This is a genomic window from Pectobacterium sp. IFB5596 (assembly GCF_021432585.1).
Classification (GTDB): Bacteria; Pseudomonadota; Gammaproteobacteria; order Enterobacterales; family Enterobacteriaceae; genus Pectobacterium; species Pectobacterium punjabense.
Genome location: NZ_LXFY01000003.1, coordinates 76,238 through 93,552 on the forward strand (window position 1 = coordinate 76,238; position 17,315 = coordinate 93,552).

Below are 17,315 nucleotides of genomic sequence, written 5' to 3' on the forward strand. Positions count from 1 at the left end.
TGTGAATGGACACGTCTCAGGGTCAGTAGCCGTAACGGCGGTGGTGCTCTTTGTTGAAGCCGTCTGCCAGCCATTTACCCAGTTTCTGCTCCTGCTCACGTTTCTGTGCCTTAATTTCCGCCATCTTTTTCTGGTCGATGCACTTTTCTGGAATGCTCAGCAATAACGTCGGCTGCTCGGGCTTGCCGTCGGCAAAATTGGCGTTGAAATAGACCTTTGTGTCGGTAATTTCATAGGTACAGTTGCTGGTTTTGTTACCACGATAGACCACCTCCAGGTCACCTGATGTTTTTGACCGCGTACTCATATTTACCCGAGAAAGGGTTTTGGCCTTTTTATTCGCCAGAAACAGTGGCCCGTATCCATCTCTGACAAAAAACTGCTCAGTCCAGGGATAGTTAAAAATCGTTCTGCCTTTATAGGTCATGCGGATTAACTGGTCATCACTCAGCCCATCAGGGTTGGTCCAGCCAAGCCTTTTGAAGGTAAGCCAGGTGACCTGAGCAGGAAGCTCGGTTTCTGCCTGAGCGGAGAAGGTTGCCAGTAGCCCGATTATCAGCCATCCCCGTTTGCCCGGAAGGTAGGTAAACATCATCGTATCCTTTATGTTGAAGTCATTATGAAAATCGTCCAGGCAGAACGGTGTCTGCCTGTGACGTCTGGTGTGGCTCTTTACTGAACTGTCCGGTAACGGCCTCTGCGTGCCGCTACGGGTACTGTCCTTTTTTATCCGTCTTTCTGGTTTTCTCTGGTGTTGGCATCGCGTCCCTGACTTATGTGGCCGGAGACGTGCCGAAGGTGGTGAGTACATCGTGAATAAAGCGAAAGTGCGGCAATGCCGTGATGAAGCCGGATTGTGTGGTCAGGTGGCAGATATCATCGCGGCGCTGGAATGACTCGGTGGAAACCGTCACGCCGTGAATCTCGTGCAGCGGCAGGACCAGAAGATGTCCCAGCGATTCGGCCACCAGATACCATTCGCCATACAGGCAGATAAGCCGGTAAGGAGATAACCCGTCATAACGCTGACCGTCAGCCAGAATCGTGACGCGTAGCTGCTCGCCAATCGCTCTGGTCAGACGGTAAAAATGCCCCGGCAGCGTCGGTGTACCACGCAAGGGCGGATGCCAGACCAGACAGGGCGCGTCCTCACCGCTGTCCAGCAGAGTATTAACCAGCCGGTTATCCAGGCCGGGAAACACGTTTCCCATCCCGGTCTGCCGGACAAACATCAACACATCCTGCCCATGCCGTGCCGGGTTGTGGTGCTCCGGCAAACGGCAAAGACCGTTGCGGTATTCCAGGTCGAGATACATCAGCCGTTCACGGAAATCTCGCCGTAAGGTACGAGTAGAGACGCCGAACTCTGCCGCCAGTTTTCTGACGCTCAGTGTTTCGCCCGCCAGTAATCGGCTGATTATCAATGACAGCCTGACGGCCAGCCGGTCATATCGGCGGTCAGCCTGTGTCATGGTGCAGCCTCCTGAGGCAGTTAACGGAATGAAAGTCCTGTGATTACTTTAAAGAGGGGCGTGGTCAGGGTATGGACACTATGAAAAATATTTTTATTTTCAGTAAGAAAGCCGATGGGATGCGGCCTGAGAGGCGATTGAGGTAAACAGGCTATGGGGGCAAACGCTAACGGTCGGACATACCCTGTCCATGTGGTTACAGTGTGATAACACTTGGCACATCACTCACTGGCATGTCGCCAGCATGGTTTCCGCCATCACCCACAGCGCACGGTTGAGCTTGATATCGCCATCAATCCCTTTGACGGCACGTGTCCGGGCCTGCCTGCCCTGCACGGAGCGACCGGTCAACCCGCCTTTTATCAGGTTCTCCTGTACCCGTTGATAGGTGGTCCACAGGTCGTTGGATTCATCCTGCCAGCGGCGTGGAGCCAGTATCTGAGCCGCTGTGACCGGCTGGTGGTCTTCGCCAAAGCGGTAGCTCAGTGCCGCCTTTGCCAGCGCCACCTGAGCAGGTGGCGGCAACAACAGTGACTGCATGGCATCCCGCTTCTCATCGATACGCTCAAAGGTATCCAGCACCTCATAAGCCCCTTCAATCACCCGCTCAACCACATCACCTTTATGTGGCACCCGAATCTCACCTAACGATTCACCACAAATCAGGCCGTTCTGGCACACACTGCGAAACAGCCCCGGCAGCATCTGATACGAACTTGAGCCATCATGACTGTTCAGCAAGATAATCTCTGGCACCTGCTGGCCGGTGATTTGTCCTTCACGACGCAGGCGTAACATGTGTTTGGTGTGCTCGCGTTTGCCAATATCCCTGACGCGGGTCTGGCAGGCAAAGAAGGGCTGGAACCCTTCACGTTGCAGACTATCCAGCAGGGTAATGGTCGGGATACAGGTGTAGCGTTCACTGCGCGACGCATGCTTGTCCTCACTAAACACGCTGGGGACCACGCGGAACAGTTCATCGCGAGTTAACGGTCGGTCACGACGGATAACATTGGCAGCACCAAAGCGGGAAGCTAAACGAATCATAGGAATTTCCTCAGAAAAAGAATAAACAAAAACCCTGCCGCAAAAGCGACAGGGCCAAGGGAACAACGGATAAGGAGCTAAGTATTCAGAAGAAGAAATTCCAGACGGCACTTGCGACCGATACCACGGTGTCACGTACAGCCTGAATAATTGTCCGAACTGGGCTCGGTATCAGCGGCATGGAACTTACTGTATCCAGTACCGAACCGACCATTTCACCAAAATCGTCACAGGCTTTTTTATTAACGGCATCGGTACGAAGCTGCGCACTGAGCTGTACCACCACCAGGCTGCTCGCCTCGCGCGGCAGGCAACGAATCATCCGCTCAGCCATCACCCGCAGCCCCCAATGCAAACGAGCTGATACGGCACACACTGGATGCACTGGCTGAAACAGCTCATCTAACAGGCAGATTTTGCGGCTGATATTCAGCTTCTGCTCCGTGGACAGTGTATTGCCGCCGCATGTGGGCTCAGCTTTATCTGACTGGCTAATAACAAATAGCACCTTATGCCGATAATCCTCACCTATCACCTGACGGTAAAAATGTTCATCCACGGCCAAAGCCCGGTCATCAGCCTTAATTAGCCATAGCACCAGGTCGAGACGGGGAATCTCCTGACGGTACAGCGTAGCATATTCCGCATCACGGCTTCCGCTTTCTCCAACACCAGGCAGATCCACAATTGTCATAAAGCGATCACCAACTTGCAGGCGAAAGCGCAAAGGTTCACGGGTGCAGGCCGCGACATCGCTGACTGGCGATACTTCGCCGACAAACAAAGCGTTGCAAAGGCTACTCTTTCCCGCCCCGGTTTTACCCATAATGCCGATCACTGGCTCGTAGTCGGTTAACTGGTTTATTTGCTGCAGAATCCGCTCTGATGCCCACTGTGGCAGACCAGAAAGCGATTGGTGGAACGACTTCAAACCTTCAGAATTGTTCATTAGCTACTCCTCTGAAAAATTATACAAAAACGGCAGAATCGTAAGATTCTGCCGTTAATCGGGTATGTTCAGAAGAATGATATATATCTGAAAATAATTTGAATTAAGGTAAGTGACGAGCCACTGCCCGCCTGTGATCCCGGTCCCTGAGTCGTTAGGTTGTTCTGGTATCCCTCATCCCCAGACCAGAACAGAACAGAACAGAACAGAACAGAACAGAACAGAACAGTGGATAAGAGCAAATTACCTGAGGGGGCGATAGAGCATTGGGCAGCAAGGTTTCATAGTTGGATGGCATCAATCTAACGGTATAGAAACATCAGCGAATACGATGGCCGTCTACGTTTGAGACATCATTTCTTGCTGTTACATAAGCATTAATGCAAGATTATCATCAAATTGATGACAATCAGAGCGCTTTATGGATTACCGTATTCATTTTTCATTTTCCTATATAGTGATGATTCATGCCTAGCTCCCCTTCTAAGCGGCTTGAGGACTTGAGTGTGGCCCTGCGAGAGCGGCTGGCCTACATCGATTTTCGGCTCTACTTCTTCGGTGAGATCGGTCGCCCAGATCTGATTGAGCGCTTCGGTGTGGCTCCAGCAGGGGCGACGCGCGATTTGGCTTTGTACCGGGAAATCGTGCCGCATAACATCACCTTCGATGGTAGCAACAAGATCTATCGCATCGGGCAGGCGTTTTCCCCGTTGTTCAAACACGCATCGCAGCGTGTTCTGTCGGCGCTGGCTCTCGGCTTTGGCGATGGCGTGAACGGCTCAATGCAGGCGCTGCTACCATGTGAATCCCCCGCAGCCCTGTGCATCCCCAAGATGGATGTGTTAGCAGCGATTTGCCGAGCCATCCACGCCAAGCGACCTGTCGCCATACGTTACCACTCGATGAGCGGCGGTGAGTCCGAGCGGGTAATTGTGCCCTTTGCCTTGGTTGATACCGGCCTGCGCTGGCACGTCCGGGCCTTTGATCGCAAGAGTAGAGAGTTTCGGGATTTCGTCGTCACCCGCATCGAAGCACCAACATTGCTCGACGAGGAGCCACAGGCCAACGAACGACAGGATAACGACATCCAGTGGACGCGCATCGTTGAGCTGGATTTAGTGCCGCATCCTAGCATTGAGCGGCCCGATATTATCAAGATGGACTACGGGATGACAGATGGTTCGATCAGAATGCACGTTCGCGCTGCGGTGGTGGGCTATATGTTGCAGCGCTGGCGGGTAGACTGCTCACCCGATCATTGCCTTCGTGGACCGGAGTACCGGTTATGGCTCAAAGATCATCTCGCAATTTACGGCGTAAAAAATGCCTTACTGGCACCAAGCTATAGCGCCACTAAGAAGGCTGACTATTAATGGAACTGATCGACAATATCAACCGCCTGCTCGGAGACGACCTAAAGCAGACGCTCAAACCTGGTGCTCGCCTGAAGATCGCCGCCTCCTGCTTTTCGATGTACGCGTTCGAAGCGCTCAAAGCAGAGCTGGAAAAAATCGACGAGCTGCAATTCATCTTTACCTCGCCGACGTTTACCGCTAACGAGGTTACCGACAAGATTCGCAAGGAACGCAGAGAATTCCACATACCGAAGGCTGACCGCGAATGGAGCTTGTACGGGAGTGAGTTCGAAATTCAGCTGCGTAACAAACTGACCCAGCGCGCAATTGCAAAAGAGTGCGCGGACTGGATGCGGCGCAAGGCAACATTCAAGTCCAATCGCAGCAAGGCACCGATGCAGCAGTTTACTTGCATTCAGGCTGCTGCCGCAGATACAGCTTACATGCCACTGCACGGCTTTACCGCCGTCGATCTCGGCTACCAGCAGGGCAACGCTGTCTCCAACTTCGTCAACAAGATGGACGAGCCGACATTTACGGCGACCTACCTCAGTCTGTTTAACCAGATCTGGCAGGACCCCGAGAAGCTGGAGGATGTAACGGCGCAGATCTGCGACCACATTGCGTCCGTCTACCAGGAAAACTCGCCCGAGAGCATCTACTTCCTGATGCTCTACAATATCTTCAATGAGTTTCTGGACGACATCAACGAGGATGTCCTGCCGAATGACCGCACTGGCTATCAAGACACGCTCATCTGGAACAAACTCTTCAATTACCAGAAAGATGCTGCCACCGGGATCATCAACAAACTTGAGAGCTATAGCGGCTGCATCCTGGCCGACAGCGTGGGCTTGGGCAAAACTTTCACCGCGCTGGCCGTCGTAAAGTATTACGAACTGCGCAATAAGTCAGTTCTGGTGTTATGCCCCAAGAAACTTGCTGACAACTGGCTGAACTATAACCGCAACCTCAAGACCAACATATTTGCTCGCGACCGGTTCAACTACGACGTGCTTTGCCATACTGACCTCAGCCGTACGAGCGGCGAGTCGTTTGGTATACCGTTGAATCGCATCAACTGGGGTAATTACGACCTCGTCGTCATCGACGAGTCGCACAACTTCCGCAACAATGACGCCTATAAGGACAAGGAAACCCGCTACCAGAAGCTGATGAACAAGGTCATCAAGGAGGGCGTGAAAACCAAGGTATTGATGCTTTCGGCCACCCCGGTGAACAACCGCTTCAATGACCTGCGCAACCAACTAGCACTGGCCTACGAAGGCGATTCTGAAAATCTCAGCAAGAAGCTGCGTACCGGCAAGACGGTAGAGGAGATTTTCCGTGGTGCGCAGGCCAGCTTTAATGCATGGGCAAAGCTTCCATCGGAAGAGCGCACAGCGCGGGCCATCCTGGATTCGTTGGACTTCGACTTCTTCGAATTGCTCGACAGCGTCACCATCGCACGTTCGCGCAAGCATATTCAGACCTTCTACGACACTAAGGAAATCGGCCAATTCCCCGAGCGGCGTAAGCCTTTGTCTTTCCACAGTCCGCTCACACAGCGAAAGGATGTGATGAGCTTCAACGAGATCTTCGAACAGTTGTCATTGCTCAAGCTCGCCGTTTACGCCCCGATCAGCTACATCCTGCCCAGTCGGCTCAAGAAGTACGAGGAGATGTATGACACCCAGGTCGCAGGCAAAGGCAAGCTTAAGCAAGTCGACCGCGAAAAGAGCCTGCAGGCATTGATGACCACCAACCTGCTCAAACGCCTGGAAAGCTCAATTGAGTCCTTCCGCTTGACGCTCCAGTCCCTGCGCGCAAACCACATGAATACTCTGGGTAAGATCAGCACTTTCAATCAGTCTGGCGACCTCAGTGGCATTGATAGCAGAATAAATGACCTGACCGACCAGTTAGAGAACCTCGACGCGGACGACGACCTGCAAAACAATGGCGACAGCGAGATCGGTGGCAAGGTCAAAATCAGCCTCGCCGATATGGACCTGCCTTCTTGGGAGCACGAGTTGAAGGTCGATCTGAAAATCATTGATGCCTTGCTGACGTCGATGAACAAGATCACGGCTGCCGATGATGCCAAACTGCAGCATCTCAAGACACTGGTTCTGGAGAAGATCGCAGCACCGCTGAATCCCGGCAACAAGAAGGTGCTAATCTTCACCGCCTTCGCCGACACAGCTGACTATCTGTATGCCAATTTGGCTCCGGAATTGCTGGCTACACAGACCTTGCACAGTGCAAAAGTCACCGGCAAAGGGGCACCGAAGAGCACGCTCAAGAAGAGCTATGACTTCCAGGAACTGCTCACCCTCTTCTCGCCGCGCTCGAAGGAGAAAGCCATCGTGCTGCCAAATGAGGAGGCAGAGATAGATGTGTTGATCGGCACCGATTGTATCTCTGAAGGCCAGAACCTGCAGGACTGCGACTACCTCATCAACTACGATATCCACTGGAACCCCGTGCGCATCATCCAGCGCTTCGGCCGTGTGGATCGCATCGGCTCACCCAACAGCAGCATCCAACTGGTTAACTACTGGCCAGACATCTCTCTCGACGAATACATCAACCTGAAGGAACGGGTTGAGAGCCGAATGATGATTGCCGATGTTACAGCCACCGGTGACGACAATGTGCTGAGCGCCCAAGCCAACGATGTATCTTATCGCAAAGAGCAATTGCGACGTTTGCAAGAGGAAGTGATTGAGCTGGAAGACCTGAAAATCGGAGTGTCGATTACTGATCTCGGGCTCAATGACTTCCGAATGGACTTGCTCAACTATGTGAAGGCCAATGGCGAATTGAGCAACGTGCCAAGTGGGATGCACGCCGTAGTGCCTGCCAAGCCGGAGATGGGCCTACGCCCGGGTGTGATCTTCACGCTACGCAACCGGAATCCAAACGTCAACGTCAGTCAGCACAACCGCCTGCACCCTTATTACCTCGTCTACATTAATCGCGAGGGGGAAGTCATTCACGATCACACCGAAGTCAAACGTTTGCTGGATCTGGTTCGCACCTGCTGTAAGGGACAAGCCCAGCCTATTACAGATGCCTGTCTCCTGTTCAATAAGGAAACGGCCGATGGCCGCAAGATGCAGATGTATTCGGACCTGCTTGGCAAGGCCATCCGCTCAATGATCGAGGTGAAGGAAGAGAAAGATCTGGACAGCCTCTTCTGCAGCGGAAAGACCACCGCGTTGGTCAATACTATCGTCGGACTGGACGACTTCGAACTGATTACCTTCCTCGTGATTCAGGAGGCCGGATGAGTCAGTCTGCGCGATTTGAGTCGAATACCGCCTTCATTAACTATCCGAAGCAGGCTGTCTTTGGTCGTACCCTGCCAAAGAATAAGATCTACGAACACAGCGGCGCTAATACAAGGCTGAAGGACTTGTTCGTCGAGCAGGTGGAGCAAATCGTCTGGCAATACAAGTTGGCCCCAGAAACGATCAACCTGCCCGCCAGGCCGGGAGTACCAGAGCTTCAGATTTTCTCAATTCAGCTCAAGACATCGGGGCTGAATCTGGACGTTTTGCGTTGCATCGATGGCGCGGTGCAGTTTCCCGTCATCTTCGAGCTGAGCTTTGATGAGCGAACAAAGGTGATCGCTGCATACAAACGCCCCAATGAGTCAGACGCCAGTCGTTGGGTCTTGAGTGACTACTTTGCCACAGCCTGGTTGTCGAGTGACTATGAGCGCGCCGCCATGCCCTTAGCACTCGACCTGGGCAGCTTGTATGAGCAGGTGCTTCACCGTCTGATCCCCACGCCTGCGCGCCCACAAGAAACTCTCGCTGACTTGGTTTCACGCGTGGAACTGGTTGCAGCCAAGGAGCGTGAGGTTGAGAAAGCTGCCAGCAGACTTGCCAAAGAAAAACAATTCAACCGCAAAGTAGAGCTCAACGCGCACTTGCGGCGGCTCAAAAATGAACTTGAAGAATTGACTGGGAGAGAGAGTGCATGACGCAAAGCCTGAATGAAGAGTCAAGGAAACACATTGAGCAATTCGCTGATGAAGCGTTGGCGCAACTCGAAAGCATCGCTGAAACTGCCAAGGGTAAACTGTACGATGGGCGGACACTTGGTTCCGATGCGCTGGCAAACATCAACACAATGACGTCCAGTTCAGCCATACAAAGGCTGGATAAGATCGGTCAGGAGAACCGTGAAAGCTATCAGGTACTAGTGGCGGAGCCTGCCATCGCTCGTGTTGTGGTGGTCGATGAAGAGGGTGAAGAGAAAACCTACTACATCTGCCGCACGACGCCGGTATCGGGCTTCCCCAATTTGGCCAGCTACCGCGCACCGGTTGGACGCTTGGCCTCGTTGGCAATAGGCACAGAGTTCACGCTTCCCAATGGAACCGTCGTTGAGGTTCTTGAGCGAGCCCAGCTTCGGCCCAATGCGCTTGCCGGTGGGTGGGATTCACGCGACACCGTAGTTGAAGCCGAGCACTTTGGGCCGTTCACTATCGAGTCGCTGCGTGCGCTGCTGACTGAGGTTGCGGGAGAAGAAGTCACCGAAGACATTCTTGGCCAATTGCTGGCCGAGGAGTCAGTCAAGGCCAACATCATCGACGGTGTTCGCCGCAGCGTCATCACCAAGATGGGACTGCGTGATCAGCCTATCCTCGATCAATATCAAGATGAGATTTTCCGTCGCCCTATCGACAATCGTCTTTTGATCCTGGGCCCGCCAGGTACAGGCAAGACGACCACCCTGATCCGCCGCCTCGGCCAAAAACTCGACACCGCCTACCTGGATGAAGGTGAACAACGTCTGGTTGAAACAATCGCTTCAGCCCAAGGCATCGCGCACGCCAACAGCTGGCTGATGTTTACGCCCACGGAATTGCTCAAGCAGTACCTCAAGGAGGCTTTTGCGCGTGAAGGTGTTCCCGCCTCGGATCAGCGCATCAGAACGTGGCAAGACTATCGACGCGAGCTGGCCCGAAACGCATTCGGCGTCCTCAGAACGGCTTCAGGTGGAGGTACCTTCGTCCTGAAAGACGTACTGACCAACCTGACCAATGCCGCACTAGAGCTCCCCATTCAATGGTTTGAAGATTTCGATGCATGGCAGCGCAAGGCCTACGTGCAGGAGCTGCGTGAAGCCGCAGCCCAGCTCCACGATGCCAAAGCTCCCGAAGCCCTAAGTCTTGGTGCACGACTGCAAGACATCTTGTCGCGGGCGGCCGATGGTGCACTGGTGGCGATGTTTGGCTCGCTGGCGGTAGAGATTGTCAAGGTGCAGACACTCGTCAGTAGCCTGAAGGAAGGCTCGGACGCCAAGATCAAAGGTGCACTCAACCTGCAGCTCAACCGCAACCGAGCTTTTCTGGATGAGTTGGCCAGCGTGATCGACAGCCTGCAACAAGCGCAAGCGACTGAAACGGACGACCAGGATGACCCAGATGCCGATGAAGACGAAGACTCCACGGTACCATCTCGCACACGCTATGTCGCCGCACTTAATGCCTACATGCAAGCGGTACGTGCCCAAGCTCGGGCGGCAGCATCCAAACGCACAGTCAGCAAAGCCTCTCGCAACGGCAAGATCATCGAGTGGTTGGGGGATCGTGGCTTGACAGAAGCGGATCGCGTTGAGGTGGGAGCCAGCCTTCTGGTGCAGGCCGGTGCACGCCGCTTCGTTAATCCGGTGAAGCGCTACCTCGACGGCATCCCGAAGCGCTATCGAGCATTCAGGCGCGAACGCCAACCGGCAAACATCTGGTATCGCCACGAAGACTTTGAGGCGCGCGACATCCATCCCTTGGAGTTGGACATCGTACTGCTCGCGATCTTGCGCGCCGCAGGCGACTTGCTCAGTCGGCCCAACGTTCAGCGCGACATTAATAGCCCCGCCTGGTCATCGCTCCAGCCCATCCTCGGGCATTACTGCAACCAGGTCTTGGTGGATGAAGCCACAGACTTCTCACCCATCCAGCTCGCGAGCATGGCGGCGCTGGCGCATCCACGACTGCGCTCATTCTTTGCCTGTGGTGACTTTAATCAGCGCTTGACCACCTGGGGTGCACGCACTGTCGACGACTTGAAGTGGGTCTTTGAGGATTTCGACATCAAGGAGATCACGGTCTCCTACCGACAGAGCAAGCAACTGAACGATCTGGCACGCGACATGATCCACGTCGTCGGTGGTACTGAGCAAAACACCAGCTTGCCTGCGCATATGGACAGCATGGGCGTTGCGCCAGCCTTGTTGGAGCACGCGACCAACGCAGAAACCATTGTCGGTTGGCTGGCAGATCGCATTCGCGAGATTGAGCGCTTTGTCGGTCAGTTCCCATCCACCGCCATTTTTGTGAACACCGAGGACGATGTCGCTCCGGTGGCCGACGCGTTGAACGCCACTCTGGCCGATCACAACATCCAAGTCATCGCCTGCCGAGAGGGCCAGGCAGTGGGGCAGGAAAGCAACGTGCGCGTGTTCGACATCCAGCACATCAAAGGCCTTGAGTTCGAGGCGGTATTCTTTGTCAGCATTGACCAGCTCGCCACGCTGCATCCGGCGCTGTTCGACAAATACTTGTACGTCGGCACCACTCGCGCGGCCACCTACCTGGGCGTGACCTGCCAGGGCAGCTTGCCATCCGCCATCGAAAGTCTACGCCCGCACTTTTGCCAGGACTGGCAACAAGGCGACTGATCATACCAATACGAATTTGAATTGTGAGCCGCTATGTATTTTCAATAAAAAGCATAGCGACCAGAGGAAAAGAACATGGAAAAGCTAAAAATGCATTCACCCAATCTCACACAGGACAACATCGCTCGCATTCGCGATCTGTTTCCTGGCTGCGTCACCGAAGCCAAGGGCGAGGACGGCAGCGTGAAGCTGGCGGTAGATTTTGACCAATTGCGGCAGGAACTAGCCGATTCGATTGTCGAGGGGCCACAAGAACGCTACCACCTGAGCTGGCCTGGCAAGAGTGAGGCATTGCTGACGGCCAATGCGCCGATTGCCAAGACACTGCGCCCGGTGCGTGAGGAAAGTGTGGACTTCGATACGACGAAGAACCTGTTCATTGAGGGAGACAACCTTGATGCACTGAAGTTGCTGCAGGAAAGCTATCTCGGCAAAGTCAAGTTGATCTACATCGACCCCCCCTATAACACAGGTTCCGATCTTATCTATGAAGATGACTTTTCCGAATCGGCAGAGGGATATTTCCGAAAGTCCTTGCAGATCGATGAGTCTGGGAATCGCATGATTGTAAATGCCGAGTCGAGTGGAAAATTTCACTCAAAATGGTTGTCGATGTTGTATCCGCGGTTGCGTCTGGCGCGCAATCTTCTTGCTGACGACGGAGCAATTTGTATTTCCATCAGCGATATCGAACTGAAGAACACGTTGGCGCTATGCAACGAAGTCTTTGGCGAGCAGAATTATGTCAATACCATCAGTGTCATGGCCAAGGTGTCCGCAGGAGCCTCTGGAGGGGGAGAGGATAAGCGGCTAAAGAAAAATATCGAGTATATAATCATATACGCCAAGTCACTAGGTTCCTTCAATCCGCTGTCGCATCTATATACAGAACGGCCGTTGACCGATGTCATTAAGGAAATGCGTGACGCTGGTGAAAGCTGGAAGTATACGAGCATTCTTCTTGGGGCTGGTGAACGGACATTCTTTGGCGAAGTGAAGGATGGCGACGGCAATGCCATCAAGATTTACAAGCGAAAGGGTGTTGAGCGGACGACGATCAGTAAGGTGTGCAAGAACGAAGGTCTTACCGAAGCGGAGGCGTATCAGAAATACTTCAAGCAGATTTTCTCGGATACCAATGCCCAGACTAGCATCCGCACCCGTGTGATCGATGCAGTGGGGAGCCTCGACGATAGTGAGCTCCTTGAAGTTGAATATGTTCCACGCTCTGGACGAGACAAGGGGGTAAAGGTAACACACGCATATATTAGCCCATCCGTGCGCAGGGTCATCTGGCTTCATGACGTGGCTGACGCCAGCGGTGACAAGATCATCAAGAAAGAGAAACTCGGCACATTTTGGGATAATTTTGACTACAACAATGTGGGCAAGGAAGGAGGGATTCCTTTTCCGGATGGCAAGAAGCCGGTACATTTACTTCGCACTTGCATTGATCTCTATAACGGGCGAGAGGGAATCTTCATGGACTTCTTCTCCGGCTCCGGTTCGCTGGCCCATGCAGTGATGCTCGCTAATGCGAGGGACACGGGAAAACGCCGCTTCATAGCGGTGCAAGTCAACGAGCTGATCGACGTGAAAAACAAGAAGTATGAGTCCGTCATCGAGTTCTGCCGGAGTGAAGGTATTCCGCTTTCTATCGCCGAGATTTCCAAGGAACGAATTCGGCGTTCTGGGGTTATGGCTCAGCAGGAATTCGGTGCGCTAGCTAGCGGCGACAGACCGGACGTTGGCTTTCGAGTCTTTAAAATTGATGCGTCCAACATGGCGGACGTCTACTACACCCCTGACGCGCTCGACAAAGCCAAGTTCGATCTGTTCGTCGACAACATCAAACCTGACCGCGCGCCTGAGGATCTGCTGTTCCAGGTAATGCTGGACTGGGGGGTCGATCTGGCTCTACCTATCTCCAAGCAGTCCATTCAAGGCAAGGACGTGTTCTTTGTCGATGGCAATGTGCTGGCCGCCTGCTTCGACGCCAGCGGCAGCATCGACGAAGCCTTCGTGAAGGAACTGGCTAAGCAGCAGCCGCTACGCGTGGTATTCCGCGACGCGGGCTACAAGAACAGCGCGGTCAAAATCAACGTCGAGCAGATTTTCAAGCTCGTATCGGCCGCCACCGAAGTGAAATGCATCTGAGGGGAATGTGATGAAACTTAAATTCAAGCATCAGCCCTATCAGGCTGCCGCCGTGCAGGCGGTCGTAGATATTTTTCAGGGGCAGCCACCAGCTTCTGATGCGGCCATGAGCTATCGCCTTGATCCTGGTAATACTAAAAACGGCATGGGAGATCTGTTTGCGGTAGATACCGGTTTTAAAAATGCTGAGCTAACCCTCGGTGAGGTTGCCTTGCTTGATAACATCCAACAGGCGCAGCGCCAGCAAAACCTGCCGTTGTCGGAGAGCTTGGTTAAGAACAAGGTCGCCAGGCTAAATCTTGATATCGAGATGGAAACGGGGACTGGCAAGACCTATTGCTACATCAAGACGATCTTCGAACTGAACAAACAGTACGGCTGGAGCAAGTTCGTCATAGTGGTACCGAGCATTGCAATCCGCGAGGGCGTGGCCAAGTCGTTCGATATCACGGCCGAGCACTTTCAGGAGATCTACCACAAGAAGGCGCGCTTCTTTATTTACAACTCTAAGCAGTTGCACCATCTGGAGAGCTTCTCCTCCGATGCCGGTATCAATGTCATGGTGATCAACGTACAAGCGTTTAACGCCACCGGCAAAGATAACCGCCGCATCTATGAAACGCTCGATGATTTTCAGTCACGTCGCCCGATCGATGTGATCAGCGCAAACCGCCCCATCTTGATCCTCGATGAGCCGCAACGGATGGAGGGGGGCAAGACGCTGGATTCCCTGGCGAATTTCAACCCGTTGATGGTATTGCGTTATTCCGCTACCCACAAGACAGCACACAACAAGATCCACCGCCTGGATGCGCTCGATGCCTACAACCAGAAGCTGGTGAAGAAGATTGAGGTGCGCGGGATCTCGGTGAAGGGACTAGCGGGAACCAACGCCTATCTCTATTTACAAGCCATCGAAATCTCAAACAAAAAACCGCCAGTCGCGGTTGTGGAGTTTGAACAGAAACTCAGTGGAGGAAACATCAAGCGCGTCACTCGCAAACTGGGCAAGGGTGACAATCTGTTTGTACTATCGAATGAGCTGGATCAATACCGCGATGGGTTTGTGGTATCGGACATCAATGCCAATACGGACACCTTCAGCTTTACCAATGGTGTAGAACTGACGGTGGGTGATGCGACTGGTGATGTTTCCGAGATAGCGCTGCGCCGCATTCAGATCCGTGAGACGATCAAGGCGCACTTTGATAAGGAGATGGAACTCTTCGATAAAGGGGTGAAGGTTCTCTCGTTGTTCTTCATCGACGAAGTAGCCAGGTACCGGGACTACTCTGCTGCCGATGAAAAAGGCGAGTACGCGAAAATGTTTGAAGAGGAGTACGCCAAGCATCTTCAAGAAGCCTTTGATAATGGGTTTATGGAGGGGGATGCGCCTTATGCTAAATATCTACGCCGCATTGCGGCCGATAAGACGCACAGCGGCTACTTTTCCATCGACAAAAAGAGCAAGCGCCTCACCGATCCCAAGGTCGCTGCGCGCGGTGAAAATGCGGGCTTGTCGGATGATGTAGATGCCTATGATCTGATCCTCAAAGACAAGGAACGGTTATTATCACTAGCTGAGCCGGTGCGTTTTATCTTCTCACACTCGGCCTTGCGTGAGGGCTGGGATAACCCGAACGTGTTTGTTATCTGCACGCTCAAGCATAGTGATAACACCATTTCACGCCGCCAAGAGGTCGGGCGCGGCCTGCGTTTGTCCGTTAATCAAAATGGTGATCGCATGGATCACCCGTCCATTGTTCATGACATTAACGTACTGACAGTCGTGGCCAGCGAAAGTTACAAGGACTTCGTGGCCGCCTTGCAGAAGGACATTAGCGAGTCCTTGTCAGCTCGTCCGCGTGTGGCGGACAAGGCCTACTTCACGGGCAAGATGCTGAACACGAAGGAAGGCCCGATTACGGTATCGGACGACCAGGCCACGGACATCGAGTTTTATCTGATCCAGAACGGCTACGTCGATAAGAAACGCAATATCACGGAGAAGTACCATCAAGCTAAGAAAGACAGCACGCTGGAGGCATTGCCGGATGAACTGCAGCCCTATGCAGAGCAGATATTTCAGCTGATTGATAGCGTATTCAGCGAAAGCCAACTCATGCAGATAGACGATGGTCGCAAGCCCAAAAGACTGCAGACCAACGCCAACTTTGAAAAGCAGGAGTTCAAGGCGCTGTGGGGGCGAATCAATCGCAAAGCTACCTACAGCGTACTGTTTGATGATGTTGAGCTAGTGAACAATGCGATCAAGGCGCTCAATGATAAGAATGCTGGGTTACGAGTAACGCCGTTACAATACACCATTCACCGTGGCGAGCAGGCTGATACGGCAACTTACGATGACCTCAAAAAGGGTAACGCCTTCGAGCTGAAAGCTACCGAAACAGAATCGCACACCGCCTCCATCCACTCCGCTGTGCAGTACGACTTGATTGGTAAGTTATCAGAGGGGACTTTGCTTACAAGACGAACCGTTGCCGAAATTCTAAAAGGTCTCAATGCTGACGTCTTCGCGCAATTCAAGAGCAACCCGGAAAGTTTCATTGCCGAAGCCATTCGCTTGGTCAACGAACAAAAGGCCAATGTCATCATCGAGCATCTGGCCTATGACACGCTAGAAGACAAGTTTGATTTGGACATCTTTACCACGGGACAGAGCAAACAGGATCTTAGTAAGGCTGGGAATAAACTGCAAAATCACATCTATGACTATGTGCTTACCGACTCCGCGGTTGAGCGCAAGTTCGTAGAAGAGCTGGATACCAGCAAGGATGTGGTGGTATATGCCAAGTTGCCACGTGGTTTTCTGATCCCAACCCCTGTCGGCGATTACAACCCCGACTGGGCCATTTCCTTCAAAGAAGGCTCGGTCAAGCATGTGTATTTCGTTGCTGAGACCAAGGGCTCGATGTCGTCAATGGATTTACGGCCTATTGAAGCCACCAAGATTAGATGTGCCCGTAAGTTCTTTGATGAGATCAACAGTAAGTTTGCCCCAGAAAACGTGAAGTATGACGTAGTGGATAGCTTCGGTAAGCTGATGGAAGTAGTGAAGTAAGACACTAAAGATTGGCCATGTGGTGGTGAGATTATCGCGTACACAAATTACCACCTATGCACATGGCCACATCTGAGCTTTCATCCGGCATCTATTGTTTGCGTTTGTAATACGGCGTTAGTTCTCATCTGAGAACGGCCGAGTAATGCTTTGAGGTAAGCTACTTTAGCTACGATTAGCTTATCTGAGCGCGCGAAGCAGGTCACCCGCCAGATAGAGCACCATATGTAGTCGAACTGATACTGAAACAGGCTGAAATTGTTTCGAATAACTAAACGGTTTGAAGTCAATAATGAAAGGAAATGGTGAATTTCCCTTTTCTAGCTAAATAACTTCTCGCATTAATGTTCCACTTATCATTGCTCGGAGCAAGAGCTGGCGGGATGTTATCTCTCACAAGTGTAGAGCTATTATGAGAAACCATTTAGTTATGCCATCAATATTCAGCAATCTTATCGTAAGCAACTTCAGGAGTTAGGATTCTTGGACCAGGGAAAAGGTAACTATTTCCTACCTGTCACGATTGAACCTCATTTACTTACTGAATATTAAAATGA

General features: G+C 52.6%; 10 protein-coding genes. 6 read left to right on the plus strand and 4 right to left on the minus strand.

Annotation, left to right across the window (positions count from 1 at the left end; all coding sequences use genetic code 11):
• Nucleotides 1–22: 22 nt before the first annotated feature.
• The 4 genes from A6301_RS05390 to A6301_RS05405 all read right to left on the minus strand — a co-directional run bounded on the left by A6301_RS05390 (nt 23) and on the right by A6301_RS05405 (nt 3,468).
• Nucleotides 23–595, minus strand: a complete 573-nt coding sequence (locus A6301_RS05390) for a hypothetical protein (protein WP_233948122.1) — start codon at nt 593–595, stop codon at nt 23–25.
• A 178-nt stretch (nt 596–773) separates the two neighbouring features.
• Nucleotides 774–1,472 carry a DeoR family transcriptional regulator gene (locus A6301_RS05395; RefSeq protein ID WP_233979873.1) on the minus strand — a complete coding sequence of 233 codons (699 nt, stop codon included), beginning with the start codon at nt 1,470–1,472 and terminating at the stop codon, nt 774–776.
• A 225-nt stretch (nt 1,473–1,697) separates the two neighbouring features.
• The gene (locus tag A6301_RS05400) at nt 1,698–2,519 is read right to left on the minus strand and encodes a DUF932 domain-containing protein (protein ID WP_234257282.1); all 822 of its coding nucleotides are present in this window, start codon (nt 2,517–2,519) and stop codon (nt 1,698–1,700) included.
• A gap of 85 nt (nt 2,520–2,604) precedes the next feature.
• Entirely contained in the window at nt 2,605–3,468 is an 864-nt protein-coding gene (locus A6301_RS05405; protein WP_234257283.1) for a GTPase family protein, read from the minus strand.
• Nucleotides 3,469–3,935: 467 nt separating this feature from the next.
• On the opposite strand from A6301_RS05405, the gene A6301_RS05410 reads away from it, so the two are divergent.
• The 6 genes from A6301_RS05410 to A6301_RS05435 all read left to right on the plus strand — a co-directional run bounded on the left by A6301_RS05410 (nt 3,936) and on the right by A6301_RS05435 (nt 16,758).
• Entirely contained in the window at nt 3,936–4,841 is a 906-nt protein-coding gene (locus tag A6301_RS05410; RefSeq protein ID WP_234257284.1) for a YafY family protein, read from the plus strand.
• Nucleotides 4,841–8,119 carry a helicase-related protein gene (locus A6301_RS05415; protein WP_234257285.1) on the plus strand — a complete coding sequence of 1,093 codons (3,279 nt, stop codon included), beginning with the start codon at nt 4,841–4,843 and terminating at the stop codon, nt 8,117–8,119. Before A6301_RS05410 ends, A6301_RS05415 begins: the two co-directional genes overlap by 1 nt.
• Nucleotides 8,116–8,817 (plus strand): DUF4391 domain-containing protein, encoded by a 702-nt coding sequence (locus tag A6301_RS05420; RefSeq protein WP_234257286.1) that lies wholly within the window; start codon nt 8,116–8,118, stop codon nt 8,815–8,817. Before A6301_RS05415 ends, A6301_RS05420 begins: the two co-directional genes overlap by 4 nt.
• Nucleotides 8,814–11,519: an ATP-binding domain-containing protein gene (locus A6301_RS05425; protein WP_234257287.1), complete on the plus strand. Its 2,706-nt coding sequence runs from the start codon at nt 8,814–8,816 to the stop codon at nt 11,517–11,519. The genes A6301_RS05420 and A6301_RS05425 overlap by 4 nt, the downstream gene beginning before the upstream one ends.
• A gap of 75 nt (nt 11,520–11,594) precedes the next feature.
• The gene (locus A6301_RS05430) at nt 11,595–13,676 is read left to right on the plus strand and encodes a site-specific DNA-methyltransferase (protein WP_234257288.1); all 2,082 of its coding nucleotides are present in this window, start codon (nt 11,595–11,597) and stop codon (nt 13,674–13,676) included.
• A 10-nt stretch (nt 13,677–13,686) separates the two neighbouring features.
• On the plus strand, nt 13,687–16,758 hold the full coding sequence (locus A6301_RS05435; RefSeq protein WP_234257289.1) for a type III restriction-modification system endonuclease: 3,072 nt from the start codon (nt 13,687–13,689) through the stop codon (nt 16,756–16,758).
• The last annotated feature ends 557 nt before the right edge of the window (nt 16,759–17,315 follow it).

What these genes read in the sequence shown, in the direction of transcription:
- A6301_RS05390 (WP_233948122.1), bottom strand. Translation starts at nt 595, where the DNA reads ATGATGTTTACCTACCTTCCGGGCAAACGGGGATGGCTGATAATCGGG.
- A6301_RS05395 (WP_233979873.1), bottom strand. Translation starts at nt 1,472, where the DNA reads ATGACACAGGCTGACCGCCGATATGACCGGCTGGCCGTCAGGCTGTCA.
- A6301_RS05400 (WP_234257282.1), bottom strand. Translation starts at nt 2,519, where the DNA reads ATGATTCGTTTAGCTTCCCGCTTTGGTGCTGCCAATGTTATCCGTCGT.
- A6301_RS05405 (WP_234257283.1), bottom strand. Translation starts at nt 3,468, where the DNA reads ATGAACAATTCTGAAGGTTTGAAGTCGTTCCACCAATCGCTTTCTGGT.
- A6301_RS05410 (WP_234257284.1), top strand. Translation starts at nt 3,936, where the DNA reads ATGCCTAGCTCCCCTTCTAAGCGGCTTGAGGACTTGAGTGTGGCCCTG.
- A6301_RS05415 (WP_234257285.1), top strand. Translation starts at nt 4,841, where the DNA reads ATGGAACTGATCGACAATATCAACCGCCTGCTCGGAGACGACCTAAAG.
- A6301_RS05420 (WP_234257286.1), top strand. Translation starts at nt 8,116, where the DNA reads ATGAGTCAGTCTGCGCGATTTGAGTCGAATACCGCCTTCATTAACTAT.
- A6301_RS05425 (WP_234257287.1), top strand. Translation starts at nt 8,814, where the DNA reads ATGACGCAAAGCCTGAATGAAGAGTCAAGGAAACACATTGAGCAATTC.
- A6301_RS05430 (WP_234257288.1), top strand. Translation starts at nt 11,595, where the DNA reads ATGGAAAAGCTAAAAATGCATTCACCCAATCTCACACAGGACAACATC.
- A6301_RS05435 (WP_234257289.1), top strand. Translation starts at nt 13,687, where the DNA reads ATGAAACTTAAATTCAAGCATCAGCCCTATCAGGCTGCCGCCGTGCAG.